The organism is Chryseolinea sp. H1M3-3, assembly GCF_029360725.1.
In the GTDB taxonomy this organism is placed as follows: domain Bacteria; phylum Bacteroidota; class Bacteroidia; order Cytophagales; family Cyclobacteriaceae; genus Chryseolinea.
This window is the reverse complement of record NZ_JARKMY010000002.1, coordinates 1,237,527-1,262,736: the sequence shown is the minus strand read 5'-3', so window position 1 is coordinate 1,262,736 and position 25,210 is coordinate 1,237,527. Positions and strand designations below refer to the sequence as shown.

The window sequence follows — 25,210 nt, the reverse complement described above, 5'->3', positions numbered from 1 at the left end:
ACATCATTAATTTAATCTGGTAACATTTATTTATGGAGACCTTATATCACCTGGGTGTTGCTGAGAACACCCTGACACAAGCTGAAAAAAAATTCCTCGATGAAAAAGGATATCTAAACCTTGGGCAGTTGCTGTCGGATCAGCAGGTTAAAATGATAAATGAGAAGATTTATTCGCTGATGGAAGCCGAGGGTGACCGGGCCGGATCAGAATTATTGGACTCTCCTTATATCAGACATCCGAAAGAAGCTGGCGCCGACCGTCTCGCTGACCTGGTAAACAAGGGAGAAATTTTTGATATGTTTTATACACATCCACGCGTGCTGGCTGGTCTAGCCCATGTGTTAGGACAATCCATAAAACTTTCTTCGTTGAATTATCGAGCGGCAAAACCTGGGATGGGTTTACAGAAACTTCATGTCGACTGGCATGAAGCGGTTGCTCCAGGACAGTACAAAGTGTGCAATTCAATTTGGTTATTGGACGACTTCACAAAGGACAATGGTGCAACCCGTATCGTTCCAGGTACGCATCTAGCCGGAACGTTGCCACAGGATATTTTATCTGATCCGGAAGCGCCACATCCGGACGAGGTGATAATAGAAGCACCGGCAGGTTCCGTATTCATTTTTAATTCGCATACCTGGCATGGTGGCACAACTAATCATACAAACAAAAGCAGGCGATCGATTCACAGCTATTTTTGCCGATCGGATCAACCACAGCAAGTCGACCAATCACGCTATATTAAAAGTGAAACATTGAATCGATTGTCGCCGGCGGCGATAGGAATTCTGGGACTGGCGGATAAGAAGGATATGAAATAAGGCGCAGGGAGTTTGCATTATAAGAATTCAACATCGTCCAGTATGCTTACTTCCTTTTGAGATAACTTTTTATTTTTTAACCCATTAATTGTTAAGAATAAATTCTTAACATCACGACTAGTCCATAATGCATTGCTGTGCTGTCTAAATATTTTCTTTTTCATGTCATTTTCTGTAATCCAGAAGTCGATACTTAGTCGACTAGCACCATTTCTATAAGAGCGTTTTAAGGTAACGTCCAAGTTATCCTGGTTGACAATCACCCGCGCCAACTTCTCAAAATCCGTAAACTCGATTAAAAAATTATTATTCGCATCAATTCCTAGTTTGGTCATGGTCTTTCTTTCCTTATGGTATTCAGTGAGTAGTCTGATCAACAAGATTAACCCCAAGACTATTATGAAGATAAAAGATATTAGCTCTAGATTTTCCTTCGTGCTTTTTATAGCAACTATTAGCGAAATTGTTCCCCCTATAAATAAAATTGAAAGGACAACGAGGTGTGGTTGCACGAACCGGCTTAAGAATGATTTTCGGCGTTTAGTTATAATTAATCGTTCCATGAAATTTAAATACAAACGACTTGCTAAACAAAGCTGCACTTACATATCCAAATTGGTATCTAACTTAACAATTATGAATTATTGCCTGACTTGCTTTTTTCTTAATCCAATTCCTGCTATCAAACCGCTTCTGGTTGCTTCCAGGGTTGTAAAGGCCGTAGAATCAGGTAGACCATTTTTTATTAAACTCCAACTTTTTCCCCAATCTTCAGATGCATAGATACCGTCCCATTGAGCGGCAAAAATCTTGTTATTAAATCGCTTCACCTCAAACGTGTAAAGCTTCTGTTTGCCTAATCCGTTGTTTGCGTTCTCCCAAGCCAAACCGGAATTATCCGATTTTTGAAGTCCATCACCCAACGTCATTGCATAGATTCTTTGACCATCTGTGGAGATGTCATGCAACGTATGAGGCTGGTAAACGTATTGCCAGTTTGCTCCATTGTCCCTTGTCATGACAGCACCATTCCTCACGGCGGCATAAATCGTATTATTCATTTCCGTAAATCCATTGACCTGAATGTCCTTCCACACATGTTGCCAAGTGTTGCCATTGTCAAATGACCTGTAAATTCCGTTGTCTGCACCGGCAAATAAAGTATTCCCTGTTGCGTGAAGAGTTCTGACGGCCGTGTTATTTATTTGAACAACCGGGTTGTCCCAATGCCGTCCATTATCCTTTGATATCATAACGCCATGCTTCCGTGTTCCTATAACGAAAACATTTTGAAGGGTAGATATTGCGTTGACATCAACGTTGTCTGGTAAGTTTTCATCAATGCGTCTCCATTCCCTGTCACCTTCCCTACTAGAATAAACTCCATCGTAATCTGTTGTGGCAAAAATCTTATCATCCACCACCAGGAACGAACTTACAGTTGCGTCTTCTGGAATTCCATTATCAAAAGGCATCCACGTTTTGCCTCCATCGCTTGAAATATAAATAACTGAAATGTCCTTATTCCCCATTGTATTTGCACCCGTCAACATCGTAAATGCAAACAAAGAAAATACTAACGTTTTGGTGAGCCTCATGATAAGTCTGTTTTAGTTCCCCTTGCTTTCTTCCCCCTAAAATAAAAAAAGATGCTGAATGCAGCACCTTTCCTATTGGCTCCTATTTTCGAATTGACAACATATAACTTAAACATAACTAACCCACCATTTTTTCTTGTTTCGAATTTTAAATTCGTTCCAGTATACACAGAGTGGGTGAAGAAGTAGTAGCACCACGATCCAAACCAAATAGACCATCCACAGACTGAAACCGTAACTTCCATTCAGCAATGGATTACCTTTCGCGGGCGACGCTGAAAATATCATGGCGTACCACGGAAAACCTGTGAAAACTGCTGCCATTACTGCCAGCAAGTGGATTAGAAAAACATGGGCCACGTAATAAAATAACGCCACGTTGCCGAATAGCGCGACAGGTTTCCAGCGCCTTAAATTTCTCCCTTCCATCGCACCGAGCAATAACAACGAAATACCTAATGTTACCAATAAATAAAGCATGGACGGCGGGTACTTCTCGAGATTGAAAAAGGACATAACAGTGGCTCCTACTTCAGTTTGTTTACTCCAGGGAAGCGGATCGCCATACTTATTAATAGCCCTCATGATAACAAAGACAAGTAGACATAGGATACCTAAATCAATGATTACTTTTTTTCGTTTCCTTGATGAATAATCGGGATGATAGAGTAAACCGAAGCAATAACCCAACGCCATAACACCTACCCAGGGAATGACAGGATAGAGGAAAGTAAAAGAGTAACCTCCGCCAAAATCAAAAGATTTGTTTACATGAAGAAACGACCAAAGCACATCGGCAACAGATCCGTCTTCAAAAGATAAGCCGTCAAATAAGTTGTGTCCGAGTACCAGGACAATTCCAATGATGAAAATTGTTTTCATCCGGAGATAGATGAGTCCTGAAAGAACAATCATGCAGATGCCAATGACGGATATGATTGTGTTGGAATTATAATGAAAAGCGGGATCAAAATTCCAGGCGAAACGAATCAGTGTGAGTTGTAGAAGAACGAGCCACATGCCTCTGGTAAGTAAAAAGAAAGAAGTTTCATGTATCGTTTTCTTTTGCGCGACAAAATATGCCGACACGCCTGCCAGAAAAATAAACGTAGGTGCGCAAAGATGTGTGATCCAACGCGTCAGGAATAAGGGCGCCGAAGTTTGATTTACATCCACAGGGCTATACAAAAAAGCATCGAAATGAAAATAATCCCTCACGTGATCTATCGCCATGATGATCATCACTATCCCCCTCAGCGTATCAATTGATTCAACTCTGATCGCTGGTTTAATGCTAGCGACGATTCGATCACCCAGTGTGTTTCGATCCGCATGCTCCCGCAACCCCGCATCTGGGTTTATGAGCCCTTCGTGAATTTTCGTCATATAAAGTTGTAGTTAAAAGTGATCAAACCTGCTCCTCCGTGTTTGAATACTTTTAACGGCAAATCTATTGGCCAGCCTCATTTGCGAGCCGTACGTTTGTTGCAACGACAGATACTATTGTTGAATTTAATGGCGATTCAGACTTAATAGCATACTTTCAGGCAGGACGAGCGTGAAGTTACTGTTGCAAAAGGTTAGCCGGCCTCAGGACTTGCGTAGCAAAAACAACGTAACTTGTTCAAAAATGTAAATATTAATTATGCTTCTCAGATTGTGCAGCATACTCACGTGGTGACATTCCAAATTTTTTCCTAAAGCGTTTCGCGAAATAAGATTGTTCATTGTAACCAACAGAGTAGCCGATCTGTGTCAGGATATCCGCTTTTGCTTGTATAAGTGCGGCGGCTTTATTTAACCGGATATCGTTGATAAATTCAATGGGAGAAAGTCCAGTGATACCTTTCAGTTTACGAAATAGCTGAGCACGGCTTAAATTGATCTCTTCCGCCATTTGCTCGACACCAAAAAGTGGATTACCGATATTTGTCTCCACTATTACTTTTGCCTTTTGTAAAAACTTTTCGTCGAGTGAATTTTCCCGGTGCACCGGGCCTGCTACTGCCAATCCGGCCTTGTACTTGTTCGCTAACTTTTTTCTTTGCGCTATTAAATTTTCAACACGCACCCGAAGTTCAACGGTAGAAAAAGGCTTTGAAAGATAATCGTCGGCACCAGTCGCTAATCCTTCTATACGCGATTCTAAATCTGCTTTCGCTGTTAGTAGTACAATTGGGATGTGACATGTACGCTCATCCGATTTTATTTTCTCGGCGAATTCAATACCATCCATTACAGGCATCATTACATCGGAAATAATCAAATTAGGAATATGATTTACAGCCATTGTTAATCCCTCTTCTCCATCCTGGGCAGTTAAGATCGAAAATGCGTCACTCAGGTTTGCTGAAATAAAATTTCTCAAATCACGATTGTCTTCTATAACGAGTACAACATCTTGCTGCAGTTTTTTTATTTCCGTGTCTGACTCATCAACGGATGGGCCATCGGTGAGAACTGATCCTATCTCCCTTGATGCAGTAGATTGAACCTCATTTACGATCACCTTAACCGTTGAAGGCGGAAACCGATTTTCAACGATTGGCAGCGTCACTGAAAAAATGGAGCCCACATTTATATCGCTTTCCACCGCCACAGTGCCGCCATAAAGCCGCACCAGCTCATGCACCAGCGACAATCCAATACCCGTTCCTGGATGTCCATCATCTACTGTATAATTTGTTTGATAAAACGGAGAAAAGATGTGAGGCAGATCTACTGCAGGAATGCCTTTACCGGTATCCATTATGCGTATATTAAGTTCACCAGATGCAGCCGAGCCATTCACAGACAATTCCACCTTGCCACCAAACGGTGTGAACTTAAAAGCATTCGATAAAAGATTATTAAAAATTTTTTCAAGTTTATCGTGATCATACCAGCCATCATCCATATCAGAAGGAAGGTTTTTTAAAAATTGAATTTCTTTATGCTCCGCAAGCGAGTCAAACGATGCACATATTTCTCTAATCAATTTTATGATGTCGCCTTTTTGTATTTGCAACTCCATCTTACCCGCCTCAAGCTTGGACAAATCCAACAACTGATCGATCAACGCGTGCAACCTGTTAGCATTGCGCCGAATAAGCATGAAAGACTCTCGGTCGGACTTCATCAGAGCAGGTGACAATAATTTTGCTTCAACCGGAGCAAGGATGAGCGACAAAGGTGTACGAAATTCATGGGAGATATTTGCAAAAAATTTTGATTTTAACTGATCGGTCTCCTGAAGCTTCTGATTGAGTGATTTTTGAACTTCGAGAAATGACCGAATCTTTTTATTGTGCGACCGTTGTAGTAGATAAATCAATAAAAAGACCGAAATAGCCGTAAACAATGCAATTAATAAATACCGTTGTTTCAACTTTTGAAATTGCTCATGCTGCTCAAGCTCAAGTATTTTTCTGTCCTTTTTTTCACTTTCGTACAAAGCCTCTGCTTGCGCTATTTGTTTCGCCTTGTTTTCGGTGTAAATGCTGTCTTTGTAAGTATGCATTAATTCCGAATAGTCCATTGCTGATTTAAATCTACCCCGTAAATTTTCCAGTAGTCGTAACCGACTATACGTCTCAACCAGCACTTCCTTGTGACGCATATTTTTTGCCAACGATTCTGCCTTAAACAAATACGATTCTGCCAGTGCATATTTTTTTAAATGACTATAAATTTCTCCAAGCGTAGAAAGATTGACTGCAATGCGATATTGGTTGGGTGAGTTTTGAAGTAGCTCAAATGCTTTTTGCGAATACTCCAGCGCGCGGATGTAGTCTTTTTTTGTAACATGAACAGCAGCAATATTTCCATACGTTTGGCTTAAGGCTTCTTCATCGTGTATTTCTTTTCTTATCTCCAGTGATTTATGAAAGTATGCTAAAGCATCATCATATTTTCCCTGACTGAAACTCAAACTCCCCAGACTGTTATAACTGTAGGCAACATCTTTTCGTAATCCGGCTTTTTGCCGAACTTCCAATGCTTTAAAATAGTATGCTTCCGCTTTGTCAAACTCTTTGTTTCTTTCATAGATAAGACCCAGCAAATTATAAGACTGACTCACTCCAAGTCTGTCGGAGGTCCCTTCAAAAACCTTTAGCATCTCAATCGCGTAAACAATCGCCTGCTCGTAATTACCATTTACCCAATAGTAGAGTGAATGATACTTTAAAGCCATCCCTATACCTCGAGTATAGTTGATGTTTTTTGAAATTCTCAATGCTTCAGCCGCAAGCGCTTTGTTCTTTTCATTGTTAGCAGTGTATTCATAATAGCAGATGCTGACCAATAGCAACGCACGTACAGAATCCTCGCCTGTGTGGTTTCGCAATTCAGTATAGAGGCTGTCCAGCTTTTTATTCTGACACCACGCTCCGCAGCTCATACATAGCAACAGCAATGCAAAAAATAATCTGTTCATAGAAAGTCCAAAGAAAAAAAATGGCTCAGAGATAATCACACGGGCTCTTGATCCGCTCTGGTTTGATTTTGATGTACAAAGCAAATTTGATTTGACCTCAGTGCAAAGACATGTTACGTAACCAATTTGTAAACGTTTATACGAAGCTCCATTATTAATGCTGTTATAAAAAGTACGAGCAAACTTGTTACCCCGGCGTCATCAGCGTTCACCCTATTTATACTTCGCCGACAACCCCTTTGTACAAGAGAACGTTGAGACATCATTCTATAGAATTCACACATCCACCACAAATAACCTTTGAAAACGCGTCCGGCTTACCCAGCTGCTATTTTCTTGTGTTACAGTACCGTGTAACAAGAATATCCGGGTTTGCAACAATTGTCTCGCTATATCGTTGGCTTTGTCTATAATTTTGGACGTTTAAAATAGCGCACACAACCTTTATGAAAACAATAAAATTGATTGCCAGTTTGGCTGTTATCCTGATTTTACATTCTTGTGACAAGCCTGATGAAGTGACACCCACAAAAGCAAGCGCTACTTTCACTTTCTCCGAAAAACAAAAAAGTACTGGTGGCAGAATATCCGGCACGTCAGTTCCAGCTTTCATTCTTCTCAGTCTGGAAGACATTAATGGAAAAGAAATTATAAAAGATAAAAAGCTGACGCTGCATACTTTTGGGGAAAGCTATGTAACTGAAGCTATTGAATTAACACCTGGTGATTACAAACTCACCAAATTCCTTGTTCAGGACGCAGCCAATATTGTAATCTATGCCACACCTTTAGAAGGTGCTGATCTTGAAAGCTTTGTTGACGACCCCCTACCCATCAATTTTTCCGTATCACGAAACATTACAACCCGGTTGTCCCCTCAGGTATTGACTGTAAATGAAGATGATAGACCAGAAAGTTTTGGCTACGTTGGTTTTGGATTTGAGATCGCAAACGTATCTCTGAAATGTAACGTAAAGATTGATATCGGCGGTGTCCATTATGAAAATGTGGATGCAACGCTCCGGGTTAAAGGTTATGATATATCCAACAGTGTGCGCTGGACAAAGGACTATAATTTCGTAGGACCCGAAGACAATATCATCGCGATAAAAAACGGATTTCACCACTACAGCATTGAACTCGTAGACACGTGGGGCGTTAGCGCCGTTGTATCCGATATTCCGGCGCAAACCATTTGGGAGGGCAGAGCCGATGGGCCGCAACCCCATACATATGCGCTGGTGGGATCCAAGGCCGCAAAAAAATTAACGTCTCTTATCACGTCTCGCGAAGTCAATGTTCCTACAGGAATAACTTATCAACCTGAGTCCAGAACATTTTTTGTGTACAAAGGAGACGGCCGTCTGGACCAAATTCGTTATGAACTATTCAATGCTCAAACAATGCAATTTGAAGAATTCACCACAGAGAATTTTACGTACGAAGGCACGCGGGTTTCAAAAATCGTAGGGCGTCAGCAGGGTAAATACTTTAAAGAGCTTAACTATACTTACGGCGAACAGGATAAAATCGTTGAGACAAACTTAAATAGCGGAATTACCACTACCCTGGTAGTGACAAACAATGAAGATACCCACAACGGAAGTGTAGCCTTCACATTCTCCAACGGTAATTCATTCCGTTATGATTTCAACACCAGTTTTAACAATATCGTCAGCGATCAAATTATAAAAGCCGGACAATTGTGTAGCAAAGGAATCTATGCCTTCGATAAGCAAATCAATCCTTTCAGGCATCTTGGGTATTTAGACGTTCAATTCCGAAACTGGGCGAACAACAATAAACTCACAGAACGTGTCGACCATCAAGCTTGTGTATTTCCAACGCTTATTCCGGTATCATATGATTATACATACGATTCGGATGGCTATCCCACAAAACAAATTACATCCTACAAATCCGGCTTCGGAGATGCTGATCCGGTTTCTCCGTATCACAGCAAAGCAGAGTTTTATTATGAATGATAAGTAGCAAGAAGCAATCAACAATGCGAACTAACGTGATGGATATATCAAATATTATAACCGTGGAAATTACTCCCGGTACGAATAGGCATGAAATCTACGCTTCCAACGTATAAACGCCATAGCTACCAACGCAACGGCAAAATTTCAGGAAAACACAATATCAACGATTCTAGTTAAGTTCTTCGACTACATAACCAGGGACTTCTATGTCTGATTTTGTTAACTATATTGTATATTCTTCTCAAGATACACTCGAACTGTTTTTCTGAAAGATCTTAGAATCCATATCGAGCACCCTAAATTTTTTATCGTCTATTAAAGGAAGAACTGCGTCGTAAAATCCGATAATCAACAGGCCATTATCATTGAGGGAATTATAAAATTTATCAAACAATTTTAACTTCGCACCATTATCAAAATAGATCATCACATTCCTGCAAAAAATTATATCATACCGCGCATTGAAGTCACCGGTAATCAGGTTGTGATACTCGAACGTAACGTGACTGACTAACTTTGTATCCATCATGCCAATCCCCGCATTTGTATCGCTGAAATATTTCCTTAACGTCCCACGTGAATTAAACGAGACATAATTTTGTTGATACTCATCCATTTTCATATTTATATATGAACCAGCCCGGGCTATCTCTATGGCATTCTTGCTAATGTCTGTTGCTTTTGCTATTACTGGCTTCGAAAAAGACGATTCTTTTAATACAATCCCCATCGTATAAACCTCTTCCCCTGTGGAACATCCGGCATGCCAGACCGTCAAGTCTTTGCTCGAAAAAAAATCACTATTGAGTAGTTCCTTTAGTTTGATCCACAGAATGGGATCACGGAACATAGCTGTAAGGCCGACACTGATTTCATCCATAAAGGAATAAATGAATCCATGTTCCTTTAAAATTTTTACCCACAGCTCGTGCACAGAATTAAATTTCAGTACATGAAGTGCCCTTATTATTCTTCGTTTCAATGACTTCGGTTCGTAACACGAAAAATCAATTCCATGACGTTGCTGGATGGCATCAGTCAGAGATTTGAGCTCTTCGTCTGAAATGATCATTACCTCATTCAGTGTTTCGATTTTCATGCTCTTGGTTTGTTAAATTACAGGGCCTTCAATTACCACCCAGTGACTATTTTTTTTTTAAATTCCCGGCTCTTGTAAATGAGCCTTTCAACCATTTGCTAATGTTTTTCGCTACCATTCCTTTACCATAAGGCGTTTTTAAAAACTGTTGATGAGCGGAGGCTGATATGATACTTTTCAACTAAGCTGTTTTGGCCAAAGTTTTACTATCCAGTACCCATACAAAAAATGGGCACACATGATTATTATTATCAACCACAAAAAATGTTGTATCGATATACACTTCTTCACTTTCATCTATAAAATCATCATAAATAATATCACTAATTCTTGCCGTAACTTTCTCCAATAGCGTTGGTACGTTACCATACATCTTTAAGTGCAATTCATTAGAGAGTCGTGTGATAACAGACGCAGACAATATGTTATCTAACTCCTTTAAAAATTCTTCTTTTAAATTGATTGAAGGATCTTTGCTTTCTGGTATCCCGGCTGAAAACAAATTGTAGTCGCTTTCCGAAAGAAATAAATAACTTTTTCCGGTTACATCACCAAAAATTTCTGTAATGATTATCCGATGATTCCCTCTGGCAATAATTTCATTACCAACAGAAAAAAAATCCGACTCAAGACTATGAAATCCATTGTCGGACTTCCTGAAGCCAATTTTGTTTTTGGTTAATTGCGCTAATGAGTTCGCTGCGTTTGAGTAACCAGATTCAAATGCATTAACTAAATTATTTTCAATATCAGATTTATTTTTCATTATGGATTTAAGCATTAATTGTTCTATTGACTTGGCTATTAAACAATGCGTTGAGGACACCTGGTATGCTTAAGGCAAGACATACATTCCCATTGCCCAGAATCGTTACACCACTTAAAAAAGAAATGGAGTCAAATGGCTTCTTCAATGGTTTTTCGACGATCTCTTTCTGTTGTAGGAGCTTGTCCACGATGAATCCGATTCTATTTCCACCAAAGGATACAACAACTACCTCGAGCTTCGCCTTCGACTGTAGCTTGTCAAATGATTTATATTTCCCGGCTTTTTTGTCATAGCTGGGATCAAACAAATCGCTCAAAAACACGATGTGAATCGTCTTATTCAGATATATTGTAATTAATTCATTTCCTGTCTTATGAATATCCGATTTAAATATTGAAATAACGGACTCGGTATACGAAAGTGGAATGGCATAGGTTTGAGAACCAAGTTCAAACAGCAAGGTAGATTTTACTGCCATTGAAGAAGGTAATGTCAAGGTAAAGATAGTGCCTTCGCCAATCATAGAATCTACCGCCACGGTGCCTCCCACAGAGTCAATAGCTTTCTTCACAACGTCCATTCCAACACCTCTACCCGAAATCGCAGTCACCTCATCGATAGTAGAAAAGCCGGGCTCAAAAATCAACATAGTCAAGTCCCTGTTGGTCATCAAAGCTGCGTCTTGCAAACTAATTAGACCCCTTTCTATTGCCTTATTTTTTATACGCTGTGGATCAATTCCAACACCATCATCCTTAATCTTAATAATTACAGTATCTGATTCGCTGCTGGCAGAAAGTGTCACGGTGCCTTCTTCAGGTTTACCGTTTTGTTTTCTTTGTTCAGGTCTTTCAATTCCATGCCCAATAGCATTTCTAATCAAGTGAATAAGAGAATCGCTAATAACCTGCAGAATATTTCGATCAATCTCAGTCTCAGAACCTTCAAGCTTTAACATTACATGCTTGCTCTCCTTAGTGGATGCATCACGAACAATGCGATGAAATTTATTAAACAAGAAGCCAACTTGAACCAAGCGAACATCCATTACAGAATATTGCAAGTCTGAAGAAATCCTATTCAATCTGGAAAATTCATTTGTCGAATGCGATCTCATATTATTTGCAATGATTCGATCACGCTCAATCACTAACTCACCCACAAGGTCAAGAAGATCATCAAGCTTTTTTACAGGAACCTGGACGAGGTCTGAGAAAGAGACCACCACTGATTCACCGGAATCGGCATCCATTTCATTCTCCTCACTGGGGTCAACTTTTACCAATTCAGACTTACTTTGAGATTGGCCATTTGGCTGAGACAACGAGTAACCTTGCTTGGCGGCTTTGATTAACACTTCCAACTTGGTTTTGATTCCACGATACTTAACATCTTTTTGAGTTTTTATCGAATCTATCAGCTGACCCAGCACATCGGCAGACTTAAATACTGAGGTAAAAATATCTGTACCCAACACAATTCTTCCATCACGTACTTCGCCGAAAAAGTCTTCCATCACATGTGCCATTTCAGCAATTTTTTCGTATCCCATACCCGTAGCGTTACCTTTTAACGTATGAGTAAGGCGAAAGAGCGCCTGAACCACTTTTAAATCACCAACACTTTTCTCTAACGCTGTAAGCAGCCTGTTGATCTCTGTGTAATTTTCTAATGCTTCAGCTAAAAAAATCTCGCGGTACTCTTTCTCTTTCTGTATACTCATAAAGCACTAATAATAAAATTGGAAATTTCAGTAACTGGGATCTGATGGATGGCGGCACCAGATTCCATTGCCATTTTAGGCATTCCATATACCACGGAAGAATGTTCGTCCTGAGCAATTGTAAGCCCGCCTGCATCTTTTATTTTGTTAAGCCCAACGGCTCCATCTCGGCCCATACCTGTGAGTATTACGCCAACTGCCCGCCTTCCATAGATTTTTGCTACCGATTCAAACAGGCAATCAATGGAAGGCTGATTGAACTCTTTGTATTCATCTGTTACATATTGTACTACAGGGCCGGAGTCCGACATTTCAATTCGCATATTTGCTGTACCAGGAGCCATATAAATGTGCTGACCAAGCAGCTGTTCTCCATTTTTAGCAACACTAACCCTTATACCCGTCGACTCATTAAGTCTGACAGCAAATGATTCTATAAATCGTTCAGGCATGTGTTGTGCAATTACAACTGGAAGGGAAAGGTTGGTAGGGAGATTACTCAAAATCAATTCCACCGCGCTCGGTCCCCCTGTTGATGCTCCAATGGCTATAATCTCATAATTAAGTTTTGCCGCAAATGTATGCTCAAATGTATTTTTGCCTTTCAGTCGCTGATTTAATTTCAAGTAATCAGTGAGAGAAGCCTCGCGTACCATACGCGTTAGTGGCAGGTATCCACCAAGAACTTCACTTTCCGCTGGTTTATCTACAAAATCAAAGGCACCTTCTTTAAGCGCCTCAAATATTTTAGGGTCAGTTCTGTCTAGCGAACTCAAAAGGATAATAGGCAGGGGCAAATCTTTCATTAGCTGTTGAACAACATATAGCCCATCATAGCGTGGCATGACCATGTCTGTTATCACAACGTCTGGCCTAAGCACTTTAACTTTTTCCACGCCATCTAACCCATTGGCTGCAGTGCCTATCACTTCAATATTACTATCCCTTCTTAAGAGATCTGATAATAATATTCTCATAAAACCAGAATCTTCAATGAGCAGTGTCTTGACTTTATGACTCCCCATAATTAGGTATTAAAGCTTATTTATTTCATGCAACAGCTGCTCAGAAGTGAAAGGCTTAACGATATACGCCTTTGCTCCCAGACTTAGCCCCTCATGAATTACTGATTCCTGCCCAACAGCACTGATCATAATTACTTTTGACAACAAGCCTTCCCCGGAATAGACTTTTAAAATATCCGTTCCGATCATATCCGGCAGTATATTATCAAGTGTAATGATGTCCGGTTGAAGTTCAAAAGCCAGATCTATTGCTTCCTCTCCATTGGCAGCTTGGCCAACGACATGAAACCCGGCAGATTCCAGGGCATCTTTGATCACTGTGCGCATATACAATGAGTCATCGACGATTAATACATTTTTTTTCATTATATTCTATTTTAAATACAATACCGCTTTTGATCTGAAGTAGAAATTTGCACCACTCTGCTTAAACTGTTGAAGCGCGCTGTACGGGAAACATTTCCTCCAACATCTGCTCCCGCGATAAAAATTTTCCTCTTCAATAATTCTTGAAATACAATTGACGTATTTAATTTCCCAATGTTCATTGAGCTGGTATACACTTGTGCCCCGCCAGTAACCTTAGCACAAAGCGATTTCAGGTTACTGCCCTTCGTGCTGAATGAAGAGAGTAGCGCCTCTATCATGCTTGTTGCATCCAGAAATTCACTGCTTTCCAGAGAACACGGCAATGGAATATGGGCGCCTCCAGATAGTCCGCGTATTCTATCGGTAACAAACAAAGCAATACAAGAACCCAAGCCGTAGCACGTATATATAACAGGTCTACTTGTTGCATCCACATCATTAATATTTAGGGTCTGCTCTCTCATTACGCTGCCAGTCCATTTTGTTTTTTAAAAAGCTGAACATCCTGATCATTAATAACCTTGAAAATGTCAATCATGATGATTAGCCGCTTTTCCAATTTCACTATACCTGTGATATACGATTGCCCTGCCTGGTTATCACCTGTAAAAACAGCATTCTCAATACTCGCAGATGAAATGGAAAGCGTGTTTGGAACATCACGCACCAAAATACCCATCTTGTATTCATCACTTTCAATTACCAATGTGAAGTTGTTCTCACTTACAGCATGGTCGTTACTGCATTCGAGCCCAAACTTGTTTTCTAAATCGAGAATGGCAATGACATTGCCGCGTATGTTAGCTACGCCTCTCATAAATGATGAAGTCTGAGGCATTCTCGTAATGTTTGGAGTAATGACAACCTCCTTGATTTGATCAATGTGTAATCCATACTCCTCCTGTCCGAGTTTAAACACCACTATTTGAGTGCTACGTTCGTTGCCAATACCGGTCTGTTGGCTATCATTTTGTTTTGAATCAATCATGTTGTTCAGCGTTGTTTTAAAAGAAGACAATCCCTCCGGCAAACAGGCTACTTTGGGCGGCCTGTTTGTTTATGTTGCCGGATAACAGGATTCATTACTTTTTAAGTTTGAATTGTGTAACACCTGCCTGCAATTCTGCAGCTACTGCCGAGAGCTCATCTCCCGCCTTGGCGATTTCCATCATTCCGCTATTCATTTGCTGACTAGAGCTGGCTACTTGTTGTGTGCCCGCAGCCGTTTCTTCAGAAACTACCACAATCTGCTCTATGTTCTTCACGACACTCCCAATGGATTCTTTCTGAGTGAGCGTGGCAGCTTGTATTTCTTTCGATGCGCCAAACGTCTCATCACTAGATTTGGCAATTTCCTGAAATATTTTTTCAGCTTCTACACTAGACTTGTTCCCCTCCTTCACACTTGCCTCCATTGCATCAATTGCTTTACCGGCCGCAAAAGTATCCTTCTGTACATCTCCAATAATTTTTTCAATTTCAACGGCCGACTTCCGTGAATCTTCTGCAAGCTTCCGGATCTCTTCAGCCACAACGGCAAAACCCCGTCCTGCATCTCCCGCACGTGCAGCTTCAATTGCCGCATTCAGCGCTAGCAGATTTGTTTGACTGGCAATGTCTGTGATGACATTCAACGTACGGCCTATTTCCTCAGTACGTTTTGTCAGGACGCCAATAGATTGTGACGTCTGCCCAGCCGATTCACGTATACCACCCATGTTTTCTACCAACACTCTTACAGTCTTTAAACCTTGCGTAGAACTTTCCAATCCTCGCTCTGCCGCTTTGTTGATTACGTCTGCCTTTTTTTCCATATCATTGGCAGAGGCCATAACATAGTTCACAAGTTTCGAAGATTCGTCAGTTTTTTGGGCTTGATCTTGAGCACCTTTGGCCATTTGAGCGATCGCAGTAGCAACTTCACTGGTATTCCTGCGCATGTCGTCTACTCTCTTTTGAAGCAGGTCGGATGATTTCGCTACAACTTCAGAACCCTGGCTTATATTTCCTAAAACTGAATTCAGGTTTTCAAGTGCCTTATTAATTTCACCAGTAAGCCCACCGTTGTCGACGGACATATCGCAACGCGCACTTAAATCACCATTAGCCATTGCCTTAATCACCCTAATTACTTCGGTCATGTCCAAAGCATATTTAACAACCTTGAACGGCTTGCCATTCATATCTAATATTGGATTGTATGAGGCCTGGATATATATCTCCTTGCCACGCTTGTCAAGACGGGTATAGGTACCCACCAGGAATTCACCGTTATTTAATTTCCTCCAAAAGTCGGCATAGTCACTACTGCGGGCATAAGTCGCATCAACGAATATTTTATGATGTTTGCCTTTTATATCAGCAAGAGAATACCCGCCGAGCGCCGTTAAAAAATTATCATTGGCGGTAATAATTGTTCCATCCATGTTAAACTCGATTACCGCATTCGACTTTCCTATGGCTGATAGCTGCCCCTCATAGTCCGCATTTTTTATTTTTTGTTGCGTTACATCTGTCGCAAATTTTACGACCTTAAAAGGATTGCCGTTTAAATCAAGAATAGGATTGTAGGATGCTTGAATCCATACCTCCTTGCCTCCCTTGCCAACCCGCTTAAATTCATCTGCAATAAATTCGCCCCGATTTAGCTTGCTCCAAAATTCAGTGTAGGTAACACTTCTGCCATAATTGTCTTCAACAAACATTCTGTGGTGCTTACCTTTTACTTCTGAAAGGGAATATCCCATGGCAGATAAAAAATTTTGATTTGCCGTAATCACTGTGCCGTCCATACCAAATTCGATGACCGCCTGTGACTTTCCAATTGCATCCACCTGGCCGCTATACGCTGAGTTTTGAACCTTGGACTCGGTAATATTCGTTGCCAACTTAATAATTTTGAACACATTACCTTTCTCATCTTTTACAGGGGTATAAGACGCAATTAACCAAACCTGCCTCCCATGATTTCCTAAACGGGCGAATTCCCCTGACTGCGACACTCCCGCTCTTAAGTCATTCCAGAATTTTTTATAGTCATTGGTTTTGCTGTACGCTTCATTGACAAACATGCTATGATGACTGCCTTTTATTTCGTCGATAGAATAGCCCATCGTCTCTAGAAAAATATCGTTTGCCGCTAAAATATTTCCCTGTGTATCAAATTCGATAAACGCGAATGCAGCGTTGATCGCATCTAACTGACCTTTCATATCGAGTTGATGCTCGTTAGAATGGCCTTTGCTTTTAGCTCTTAATTTCTTTACAGCAGTTTGTGATACATTTTCCATAGTTGAATAATTTTCCATAAATATTTTTAAGTGACTTATTGGTTTGCGCTTCCATGCGCTTCATATTCTCCTATAAAAATATGAGTCAGACAGGGACATGGTCTTTTTATTAGCCAGTCGATGTTATCCGAACGTCGAATAAGGGCTTATACACGGTGGGAATGCTCGGTAGATGCAACAACAAATGATTACTGATGGACTTTTTGTAACTCGAGGTTTCTTAGCTTCGTGATTCGATCACCTTCACACACCTGTAGCTGATGAATGAAGACTAGACGAGGAAAACTGACGGATATCGTCCTTTCAAAAAGAAGTAATCTACAGGAGTTGAACCCGAGAAGTAATCGACAATTACTATAAGATACTGATTCGGCTAAGTAATTGCTCCTTGTAAGTAGCGCTAACGGGAATAATTTTTTTGTTTATCTCAAGGTTGTTTGGATCGATATTGCTGATCTTGGAAAGGTTGACAATAAAGGACCGATGCACCCTCACAAACTTTTTACTTGATAATTTTTCCTCAAGCTTTTTTAATGTGGCGTAAACAGTATAAGTTTTTTCAATCGTCTGTATTTTAATATAATCACCAAACGCTTCGATCCACAAAATGGCATCGACATTTAGCTTCAACAACAGTGAATCAACTTTTACGAAGAGGTGTTCCTCCTCCTGTTCTTGCCCCATGTTGGTATTACGCTTCGCAATAACTTTGTTGACCGCGGCAAGGAACCGGGAATAATCTTGCAAGGGCTTTATCAAATAATCAATGACTGACAAATCAAATGCCTCAACAGCATATCCAGGCTTTCCGCTAATGACGATGACATCTGGCTTATATGGCAGTACGCGAAGCATTTCTAATCCAGACATACCAGGCATTTCAACATCCAGAAATAATAAATCAATTTCATTTTTCGCCAACCATATCATTGCCTGTTCAGGCGAGTTAAATGTTGCTTCGATCTTAAGGAATCGTGTCTTTTCAGCCAAGGAAGTTACTACCATCAACGACAAATCATCGTCTTCAACAATGGCACAAGTGAGTGTATTATTTTTCATGTTTTGTTGCGAACAACTTAATTATGAATTTTGGGGATAGTGAAACTAAAAGTACTTCCTTTTCCGATTTCAGAGACAAGTTCGATCGTACCTTCCCACAACTCCACCATTTTTTTTGAAATGGACAGCCCCAGGCCAATACCTCCCTTAGATCTGCTTATCCCTTCATGCGCCTGCCTGAAGGGTTTAAAGATATGTTCGATTTTACCCGGTTCAATACCAATGCCGGTATCAATCACATGAATGATATAAAAGTCGTTCGAGTTTTCACAGTCCACGGTGATGCTACCCGAATTTGTAAATTTAATAGCATTCCTAAGAAGATTGGTCAAAACCTGATGTAAGTGCTGCGGATCTATCAAAGCAAGTGCATTCTTAGGCAAGTTACTCTCAAATACAACTTGAATCGGTTTTGCCGTAAGGGAAAAATCCTGCTTGGTTTTTGTGAAAACATCCAGAATAAAATCATTCAAATTCGTTTCTACCGGAAAGGATTTTATTTCACCGTTTTCCAGACTCGCCATGTCAAGCAAAGATTCAATGATATTTTGCATATCAGAAGTTCTCCGCTTAATAATATTTAAAAACTCCTTTCTCTTAGAATCAGGTAATTCAGCATTTTCCAGAATCTCAGCAAAACCAAGAATTCCTTGCAAAGGTGTCCGTACTTCATGCGACAGATTGCCAAGAAAAATTGTTTTTAGACGATTAGACTCTTCCGCTTCCTCCTTTGCCTTTTGTAATTCTTCCATTATTTTGCTTTCCCGGTATTCTGATTTTTTCCAGTCCGTTACGTCCTGCGCCGATCCAAGAACATAAGGTGTTGTACCTTCTTCTTTCAACAATACGTTTCGGCAAAGGAAAATAAGCTTACGTTTATCCTTTGCAAGGATGGTTAAAAATCCTTCAAAAGATCCATGCTTTTTGATGTGCTCGAGATAGAATTCAAAATCAGCTCGAAATTCATCAGGAAGAAATTCACTTAACCTGTGTCCGATAAGTTCTTCCGGTGTATAGTTGATTAGTTTTGCTCCAGGTTTATTTACACTCAACAGTATTCCGTCCATATCATGAGAACATATCAGCACCATGCTTTCCTCAACAAGCCGGCGATACCTGCTTTCACTTTTGCGAATCTCGATGTTCAGTTCATGCTCTCGTTCCTTTCCTCTGCGCAATTCTGTAATGTTAGTGTTTACCGTCAGCACTTCGATAACATTGCCCTGATGAATTATAGGAATTAGCTTTGTCAGGTAAATCTGATCATGTAAATGTTCTTCTGATTGAATAGCCTTTTTCGTTTCAAATATTTTTTTGATTTCCGCGACAAACCTTTCTCCACGTTCAACCGGCAAAAACTCACTTACTTTTTTACCAATGATATGCTTAACGTCAAAAAAATAGGATCGATTCATATAGGCGACCCTTCCTTCTCTGTCCAGTATAGAATAAACGTCTGGCGAATTTTCCATCACCGAAAGAAGCCTGTTTCGCTCTTGTTCAGTCTCCAGGCGGGCTTCATAAGCATCCGTATCATCTAGCGCAAATGTTATGACGTAAGACTCGTTCTGATTGCTTGAGAGTATTTTGCTCTGAAACCTCAAAATGCGTATAGTCCCTTGAACGTTAACCACTTTAATCCAACCTTTGCTGCTACCGTGTTTTTTCAACTCCCTTAGTATGTTTGGAAGTTTACTTTTAAACTCCGGATGAATAAAATCGAACACAAACCTTCCCATCAAGTCCTTTGGTCCTGATTGAAAAGTATGATGAAATGCCATGTTAGAAGATATAATTTTTCCGTCGAGTGTATGTGTTAAAATGAGGTTTGAGCTGTGATCAAACAACTGACGAAGAAGTTGTTCACGTTCTTTTAAATTCTGCAAGACAGAATTTAATTCTATTTTTTGCGCACGAAATATCCTAGTGTTTTTGCGCAGCCAGAGAATAAACAATGAAAAAGATAATATTGACATCGCCCCAACGGCGATGTATATAAGGATCTGTCTATCGCGATCCCGAGCTTCCTCTATCCGCAGTCGAGATTCTTGTTGTTTAAACCTTGATGCTGCGCCGCTAACCTCAGTTTTCAATTGATCAGTAAATAGCTGTGAGCTTAGTTTATCGTACTCGTTCATCAGTTCTAAGGCATTTTGAAATTTCTTTTGGCTTTCTCGTAATGCCGCCAAGGTCTTTAAAAGAAAAAGGTAGTGTAACTTGTTCTTACTTTTTTGATGAAGCGATAACGCCTCCTCCAAATAATAATTTGCTGAGTCCAACCAATGGATGTCCAGGTATGCAAGACCTAATTCACTATAAAGAAAACCCAGCGTATCGCTGTTAGTCGTTTGATATTTTAAAGCAGTTTTTATACTCTCCATCATCTTTTCAGGTTGCTTGTCTTCCCTGTATACTTGAGCTTTTTTATATGATGCCTCCATTATTCCATGCCGGTAGCCTTTTCTTCTTGAAAGCAGAAGAGCGCTGTCGTAAATCATCAGAGACTTTTGAAGATCATGTTGCAAACAAGCAAGTTGGCCTCTCGAATTCAATATATCTATTTGCATTATTGTATCAGCACTGATTGTGGCGTCCTGATAGCCACGCAACAGGTAAGTATTGGCTTCATCCAATAATTTCAATTCCAAATAAAAGTTACCAATAAGCCTTTGCGCTTCAGCCTGTCCGTTAACATCGCCACTCTTTATAAAATACCAATACGATTTAAATAAATGCTCAATCTCACCCGATTTTAAATAGTAAAATGAGGATATCGATGCCATTAACCTGTGGGTTTTCGCCTTGATTAAAATGTTCGCAGACCGATCTGGAGACTGGATAATCTTTCTGCCTATTCTCTCAGCTTCATCATAAGCGCCATTTCGAAGTGCGGCGCTTGATAATTCAAAAAGTTCACTTTCGTTCTGTTCCGGTTGGGCATGCGCAACGCATGTACTCAGAAACAGAAAAAGAATGCACCTTCTAAAGAATGTCATTTTGAAATCAGGTATTTTAATAACGCTTTATTAATAGTATCGCGATTGGCAGGTTTAACAAGAAAATCATCAGCGCCGGCATCCAGAGAGTTTTGTTTCTCATTAAGTCGTGTAGATGCCGAAAGCGAAACTATTGGGCATGAAATACCTTTTTTCCTTAACTCCTTTATGGCATCAAGTCCACTAAAAAAAGGCATGTGCACATCCATGAATATCATATCCGGGTAATTATCCAGCGCAAATTGCAAAGCTTCATTTCCATCTCTAGCAACAATAACAGTGGCTCCTTGCTCTTTTATAAAGAGCTCAAATACCATCGCGTTAATTTCATCGTCCTCAGCCACGAGAACACATTTGCCTTGCAACAATGAACCGCCGTCTGCTTTTACATGCTTATAAAATCTGGTCTCCTTTAAACTAAATATGATTTCGGCATTATACTTCTTTAAAAGATTCAACCGTTGACTATAATCATTACCTGTACCCAGACGCAGTGAGGTCTCCCATTCCGTTAACTGATCCATGACTTCTGTCAAATCCAGGTAACCATAACGCGGTTTTAATCCATGTATTAAATCCGCAGCATTCTGCCATTTTCCATCCAATAGAGATTTCTCAACCTGTTCAGTTATTGACGGCGTGCTTTTTATAAAAACGGCTATAAAATTTTCTATCCGCTCAATATCATCATCCATTGTATGATGCAATTTTCTGAGGTCGATTTGACGTTGATCCATTTTAATTAACGTTTATAAATAGTTAGCATTTTGAAAGCCTTGTTATGCATTACTTTTTTGATATCGACCCTTCATCGAAAGAATAGTTCTTTAGCTAAAACGCTGCATAATACTAGGAGTACCAAACAGCCGAGGCACAATATCGGCTTTGCCATGCTGACTTTAGTTGTCAGATGGCGTGTCATTCCGTTTACTCCTTACTGCTGCAAGATTACCGACTATATTGCTATCAAAGTGACTAGTTAGGTGATTCACCATTTTTACACGCTAGAATCGGTATCTTGCACGACAATACAGCGCTGTACCTTGTTTTACTTTGGTGACGAATAGTAATCACTAAATTACCTGCCGTGTCATAGCATGAATTCATCGTCTAATCTGAGGCCCGTATCTAAAATTTGACCGTTTGGATCCCGTGGATGGTAAGTTTGGAGTCTATTATCAAGTCCAAACATTAAACTAAAATCTATTTTAATTGAAAGCCTTTTTTAATAACCAATGGGTTTGGATAACGAGCATTGGCTTTTCCGAAAAAATGAACTACGGGCAACAAGCACGATTGCTCACATTAAATGCCTTTACCATTATTTCAATTTTAATACTAATTACCTGGATGATTGTTTTTGCTTCGCTAGGCTGGCACCAAGGATTCAAAGCCCTCTTCCTAATGCCGATATTTGTTACTGTACTCATACTTAATGCCAGTCACAAATTTCGTTACTCCAAATTTCTTTTTATCTACGGCGTTTTGCTCATTGTCTTTGTAATGACGCTGGCAGACAGACGTACAGGAATCGAGTATTTACTGATGGCTACCGCATGCTCATCTGTCTTAATTTTCGAAAGTGTGTTGGCAATCATTACGACGTTTTTCATTGCCGCGGGATCTTATATGTTCTATGCATGGTTTGATACGGTTCACCCATTCGTTGAAGACCCGTTAATGCCATATTCAATCGTGAAACAGACCTTCTTATTTATCTCCGTTTTTATGGTTATGATTCAGTCTGCACTTTTCAGATCCATCATAAATACTTTTGGTAAAAAATTAGAAAGTACTAATCACGAACTAAAAGCTTCCAATCAAGAGTTACTAACCTTAAAGGATCAGTTAGATTGGATCGTGAAACAAAAAAGCACCGAGTTGAAATCCTATATGGATGCAATTGACATTCATGTCTACTCCGCAGTGATCGATAGAACCGGAAAAATTTTGAAAGCAAATGTCCCCTTTTTGCATGCTGTTGGATATTCAAAAGAAGAATTGATCGGACAAAATTTCGAAATACTAAATTCAGGATATCACTCTAAACTTTTCTTTAAAGAGCTTTATCGTCGGATATCTGACGGACAAACGTGGCGTGGTGAGATTCAGGAAAAAACAAAAAGCGGCAACCTGATTTGGACCGATTCAGTGGTGCTTCCACTTACGCAGCAAAAATTTCCTTCTAATTATTATCTTATCCTTTCACTGCCTATTACTCAGCGCAAAATAGTAGAAAACGAAAGAATTAAAGCCAGCAATATACTGGAAACAATTGCATTTCGAACCTCACATAAAATCCGAGGGCCATTAGTACGTCTATTGGGATTGACAGATTTAGTTCAAAAGGGTATGATCCGACAGGAGGAATTAAGCTTTATAGCGTCGAATATTCTTCAGGCAGGAAGAGACCTCGATACCTATACCAGCGAACTCACGCAGTACGTAAATGAACGTCAGAAGACATTTGCCACTAACCCACTCGGATCATGAAATTCATTAATATCATTAATATTATTTTCTTAAAAATATTGATAACAGTCTCCTGTGTTGGAGCACAGCCAAATCCGTCTACCGCCGCCATTCATATCTACAGCAATAGTAGCGAAGAGAGTTTTGCTCTTTACGGTCCTTGGGAATACTATCCCTTCACATTTTTAAAACCGGGAAGTTTGTTACCGCATTTCGAAGAAGTATATATTCCACATTTATGGAATGCACAAGGGGTCGCCGAAGGATTTGCTACCTATCGCACAACGGTACACATACCCCAAAATTTGATTCACACCAACTTCGTGCTAAGGCTACCGGATGTTTACAGCAGCTACCAGATTTGGATAGATCAAAAATATTACACTGGGAATGGAAAAGTTGGCACCGAACGCTCTCATAGTGAACCAGAGTGGTGTCCTCGAATAATTCAGTTTATTCCCACAGATGAAGCTATAGAAATAATTATTCATGTTTCAAATTTTCACCACGCTTACGGAGGCATTGGGAAAATGATTTATCTTGAAAAAAAAGCAACGGAACCAAAATTTAGCATAAAGACAATAATGGATGAAGGATTGTTCATAGGACTAACACTTTTAGTGCTCGCGAATCTATTTTATTTCGTTGCTTATAAGAAAAAAGTCTTCCTTTTCTTTACGTTACTCACTTTTTCGTGGGCGATTCGTTCAGCATTTTCTAACGACTACCTAATTGCTCAATACTTTCCCAATTTTCCCTGGTCATACTTGGTTAAGGTGGAGTACCTAACGATATATTTAAGTACGCTATTCGGCTTGCTGTTTGTTTCGTCATTCTTTCCGAAAGATTTTAGCAATGCGTTCAAATGGTTTTACATCGTTGCTTCAGTATTGTTTACACTTTTCACAATTGTAACGGACCCGATTCTTTTTACGAGATATTTAAATATATATTTAGCATTTTCTGCGTCGCTTTTGATTGCTATTGTCTTTGTGATTTTAAAAGCCTTTATTAATGACAGAGAGGGTTCAACCTTTTTGATGAGGTGTATTCTCGCCGGGACACTGTTGTTCGGATATACTATATTATCCTACAAAAATTTCATTGTTCTTTATAAACCTTTTTTTAATACAGCATTCTTTTTGATATTTCTTGCTGTATCTGTTGGGTTATGGATTGAAATAATTAAAACAAAAACATTGCCCGACCAACAACGCGTATAAAGTACCAGAATACATTTGCTGATCTCAAACCGCATTCAATGCCAAGTTTGGAAAGAAGAAAAGGTGGCGTGTTTTTTTTGGCAGCACCTTTCTTACTGAATATTGTTTCTACACAGCAGCTATTTGAAATGAGAAAAAATCGAAAGGGCCGACGCCTTTCATTGAGTGAACATTCTTGATCCTAAATTTGCTTTAGGGACAAACCCGGCAAACACTTTGCCTGCGATTGACATGTTCATTACGAAAACTAAAGACATATTTTTTCTACATACTTTTCTACGTATAGGGATGGTGAATTCTTCACTCCCTAACACAATAAACGAATTCATTTTTTTAACCAACTGAAAGCCCTAGG

19 protein-coding genes are annotated in these 25,210 nt (G+C 39.8%); 4 read left to right on the top strand and 15 right to left on the bottom strand.

What is annotated here, in order from left to right:
* The first annotated feature begins 32 nt into the window (after positions 1-32).
* Positions 33-827, top strand: coding sequence for a phytanoyl-CoA dioxygenase family protein (locus P2W71_RS12810; protein ID WP_276371599.1), 795 nt, complete (start codon positions 33-35; stop codon positions 825-827).
* 17 nt (positions 828-844) lie between these two features.
* Here the strand turns inward: P2W71_RS12810 and P2W71_RS12805 are convergent, their stop codons facing one another.
* The 4 genes from P2W71_RS12805 to P2W71_RS12790 form a co-directional block, all read right to left on the bottom strand.
* The gene (locus tag P2W71_RS12805) at positions 845-1,390 is read right to left on the bottom strand and encodes a hypothetical protein (RefSeq protein WP_276371597.1); all 546 of its coding nucleotides are present in this window, start codon (positions 1,388-1,390) and stop codon (positions 845-847) included.
* Between the two features lie 78 nt (positions 1,391-1,468).
* A complete protein-coding gene (locus P2W71_RS12800) occupies positions 1,469-2,425 on the bottom strand; it encodes a sialidase family protein (RefSeq protein ID WP_276371594.1) in 957 nt (318 codons plus the stop codon).
* A 108-nt stretch (positions 2,426-2,533) separates the two neighbouring features.
* Positions 2,534-3,811 (bottom strand): heparan-alpha-glucosaminide N-acetyltransferase domain-containing protein, encoded by a 1,278-nt coding sequence (locus tag P2W71_RS12795; protein WP_276371592.1) that lies wholly within the window; start codon positions 3,809-3,811, stop codon positions 2,534-2,536.
* 253 nt (positions 3,812-4,064) lie between these two features.
* Entirely contained in the window at positions 4,065-6,842 is a 2,778-nt protein-coding gene (locus P2W71_RS12790; protein WP_276371590.1) for a tetratricopeptide repeat protein, read from the bottom strand.
* A 446-nt stretch (positions 6,843-7,288) separates the two neighbouring features.
* Here P2W71_RS12790 and P2W71_RS12785 point away from each other — a divergent pair, with 446 nt between their 5' ends.
* Positions 7,289-8,827, top strand: coding sequence for a hypothetical protein (locus P2W71_RS12785; RefSeq protein WP_276371588.1), 1,539 nt, complete (start codon positions 7,289-7,291; stop codon positions 8,825-8,827).
* A 244-nt stretch (positions 8,828-9,071) separates the two neighbouring features.
* Here the strand turns inward: P2W71_RS12785 and P2W71_RS12780 are convergent, their stop codons facing one another.
* The 11 genes from P2W71_RS12780 to P2W71_RS12730 form a co-directional block, all read right to left on the bottom strand.
* Positions 9,072-9,929 carry a CheR family methyltransferase gene (locus P2W71_RS12780; protein WP_276371586.1) on the bottom strand — a complete coding sequence of 286 codons (858 nt, stop codon included), beginning with the start codon at positions 9,927-9,929 and terminating at the stop codon, positions 9,072-9,074.
* A gap of 181 nt (positions 9,930-10,110) precedes the next feature.
* The gene (locus tag P2W71_RS12775) at positions 10,111-10,695 is read right to left on the bottom strand and encodes a hypothetical protein (protein WP_276371583.1); all 585 of its coding nucleotides are present in this window, start codon (positions 10,693-10,695) and stop codon (positions 10,111-10,113) included.
* Between the two features lie 7 nt (positions 10,696-10,702).
* Positions 10,703-12,421: a chemotaxis protein CheA gene (locus P2W71_RS12770; protein ID WP_276371581.1), complete on the bottom strand. Its 1,719-nt coding sequence runs from the start codon at positions 12,419-12,421 to the stop codon at positions 10,703-10,705.
* Positions 12,418-13,446, bottom strand: coding sequence for a chemotaxis-specific protein-glutamate methyltransferase CheB (gene cheB, locus P2W71_RS12765; RefSeq protein WP_276371578.1), 1,029 nt, complete (start codon positions 13,444-13,446; stop codon positions 12,418-12,420). The genes P2W71_RS12770 and cheB overlap by 4 nt, the downstream gene beginning before the upstream one ends.
* 9 nt (positions 13,447-13,455) lie before the next feature.
* Positions 13,456-13,812, bottom strand: coding sequence for a response regulator (locus P2W71_RS12760; RefSeq protein ID WP_276371576.1), 357 nt, complete (start codon positions 13,810-13,812; stop codon positions 13,456-13,458).
* A gap of 11 nt (positions 13,813-13,823) precedes the next feature.
* Positions 13,824-14,279 carry a chemotaxis protein CheD gene (locus P2W71_RS12755; RefSeq protein WP_276371573.1) on the bottom strand — a complete coding sequence of 152 codons (456 nt, stop codon included), beginning with the start codon at positions 14,277-14,279 and terminating at the stop codon, positions 13,824-13,826.
* Complete coding sequence (locus tag P2W71_RS12750) at positions 14,279-14,803, bottom strand: chemotaxis protein CheW (protein ID WP_276371571.1); 525 nt, start codon at positions 14,801-14,803, stop codon at positions 14,279-14,281. Before P2W71_RS12750 ends, P2W71_RS12755 begins: the two co-directional genes overlap by 1 nt.
* A gap of 94 nt (positions 14,804-14,897) precedes the next feature.
* Positions 14,898-17,123: a PAS domain-containing methyl-accepting chemotaxis protein gene (locus P2W71_RS12745; RefSeq protein ID WP_276371569.1), complete on the bottom strand. Its 2,226-nt coding sequence runs from the start codon at positions 17,121-17,123 to the stop codon at positions 14,898-14,900.
* 336 nt (positions 17,124-17,459) lie between these two features.
* On the bottom strand, positions 17,460-18,164 hold the full coding sequence (locus tag P2W71_RS12740) for a LytTR family DNA-binding domain-containing protein (protein WP_276371566.1): 705 nt from the start codon (positions 18,162-18,164) through the stop codon (positions 17,460-17,462).
* A 17-nt stretch (positions 18,165-18,181) separates the two neighbouring features.
* Positions 18,182-21,160 (bottom strand): PAS domain S-box protein, encoded by a 2,979-nt coding sequence (locus P2W71_RS12735; protein ID WP_276371563.1) that lies wholly within the window; start codon positions 21,158-21,160, stop codon positions 18,182-18,184.
* Entirely contained in the window at positions 21,157-21,897 is a 741-nt protein-coding gene (locus tag P2W71_RS12730) for a response regulator (protein ID WP_276371560.1), read from the bottom strand. The genes P2W71_RS12735 and P2W71_RS12730 overlap by 4 nt, the downstream gene beginning before the upstream one ends.
* Before the next feature lie 475 nt (positions 21,898-22,372).
* Here P2W71_RS12730 and P2W71_RS12725 point away from each other — a divergent pair, with 475 nt between their 5' ends.
* Positions 22,373-23,653, top strand: a complete 1,281-nt coding sequence (locus tag P2W71_RS12725) for a PAS domain-containing protein (RefSeq protein WP_276371557.1) — start codon at positions 22,373-22,375, stop codon at positions 23,651-23,653.
* On the top strand, positions 23,650-24,855 hold the full coding sequence (locus P2W71_RS12720) for a 7TM-DISM domain-containing protein (protein ID WP_276371554.1): 1,206 nt from the start codon (positions 23,650-23,652) through the stop codon (positions 24,853-24,855). Before P2W71_RS12725 ends, P2W71_RS12720 begins: the two co-directional genes overlap by 4 nt.
* Positions 24,856-25,210: the final 355 nt, after the last annotated feature.

Bases quoted from the DNA above. Each gene is read 5' to 3' on its own strand.
- P2W71_RS12810 (WP_276371599.1), top strand. From the start codon at position 33: ATGGAGACCTTATATCACCTGGGTGTTGCTGAGAACACCCTGACACAA.
- P2W71_RS12805 (WP_276371597.1), bottom strand. From the start codon at position 1,390: ATGGAACGATTAATTATAACTAAACGCCGAAAATCATTCTTAAGCCGG.
- P2W71_RS12800 (WP_276371594.1), bottom strand. From the start codon at position 2,425: ATGAGGCTCACCAAAACGTTAGTATTTTCTTTGTTTGCATTTACGATG.
- P2W71_RS12795 (WP_276371592.1), bottom strand. From the start codon at position 3,811: ATGACGAAAATTCACGAAGGGCTCATAAACCCAGATGCGGGGTTGCGG.
- P2W71_RS12790 (WP_276371590.1), bottom strand. From the start codon at position 6,842: ATGAACAGATTATTTTTTGCATTGCTGTTGCTATGTATGAGCTGCGGA.
- P2W71_RS12785 (WP_276371588.1), top strand. From the start codon at position 7,289: ATGAAAACAATAAAATTGATTGCCAGTTTGGCTGTTATCCTGATTTTA.
- P2W71_RS12780 (WP_276371586.1), bottom strand. From the start codon at position 9,929: ATGAAAATCGAAACACTGAATGAGGTAATGATCATTTCAGACGAAGAG.
- P2W71_RS12775 (WP_276371583.1), bottom strand. From the start codon at position 10,695: ATGAAAAATAAATCTGATATTGAAAATAATTTAGTTAATGCATTTGAA.
- P2W71_RS12770 (WP_276371581.1), bottom strand. From the start codon at position 12,421: ATGAGTATACAGAAAGAGAAAGAGTACCGCGAGATTTTTTTAGCTGAA.
- cheB (WP_276371578.1), bottom strand. From the start codon at position 13,446: ATGGGGAGTCATAAAGTCAAGACACTGCTCATTGAAGATTCTGGTTTT.
- P2W71_RS12760 (WP_276371576.1), bottom strand. From the start codon at position 13,812: ATGAAAAAAAATGTATTAATCGTCGATGACTCATTGTATATGCGCACA.
- P2W71_RS12755 (WP_276371573.1), bottom strand. From the start codon at position 14,279: ATGAGAGAGCAGACCCTAAATATTAATGATGTGGATGCAACAAGTAGA.
- P2W71_RS12750 (WP_276371571.1), bottom strand. From the start codon at position 14,803: ATGATTGATTCAAAACAAAATGATAGCCAACAGACCGGTATTGGCAAC.
- P2W71_RS12745 (WP_276371569.1), bottom strand. From the start codon at position 17,123: ATGGAAAATTATTCAACTATGGAAAATGTATCACAAACTGCTGTAAAG.
- P2W71_RS12740 (WP_276371566.1), bottom strand. From the start codon at position 18,164: ATGAAAAATAATACACTCACTTGTGCCATTGTTGAAGACGATGATTTG.
- P2W71_RS12735 (WP_276371563.1), bottom strand. From the start codon at position 21,160: ATGACATTCTTTAGAAGGTGCATTCTTTTTCTGTTTCTGAGTACATGC.
- P2W71_RS12730 (WP_276371560.1), bottom strand. From the start codon at position 21,897: ATGGATCAACGTCAAATCGACCTCAGAAAATTGCATCATACAATGGAT.
- P2W71_RS12720 (WP_276371554.1), top strand. From the start codon at position 23,650: ATGAAATTCATTAATATCATTAATATTATTTTCTTAAAAATATTGATA.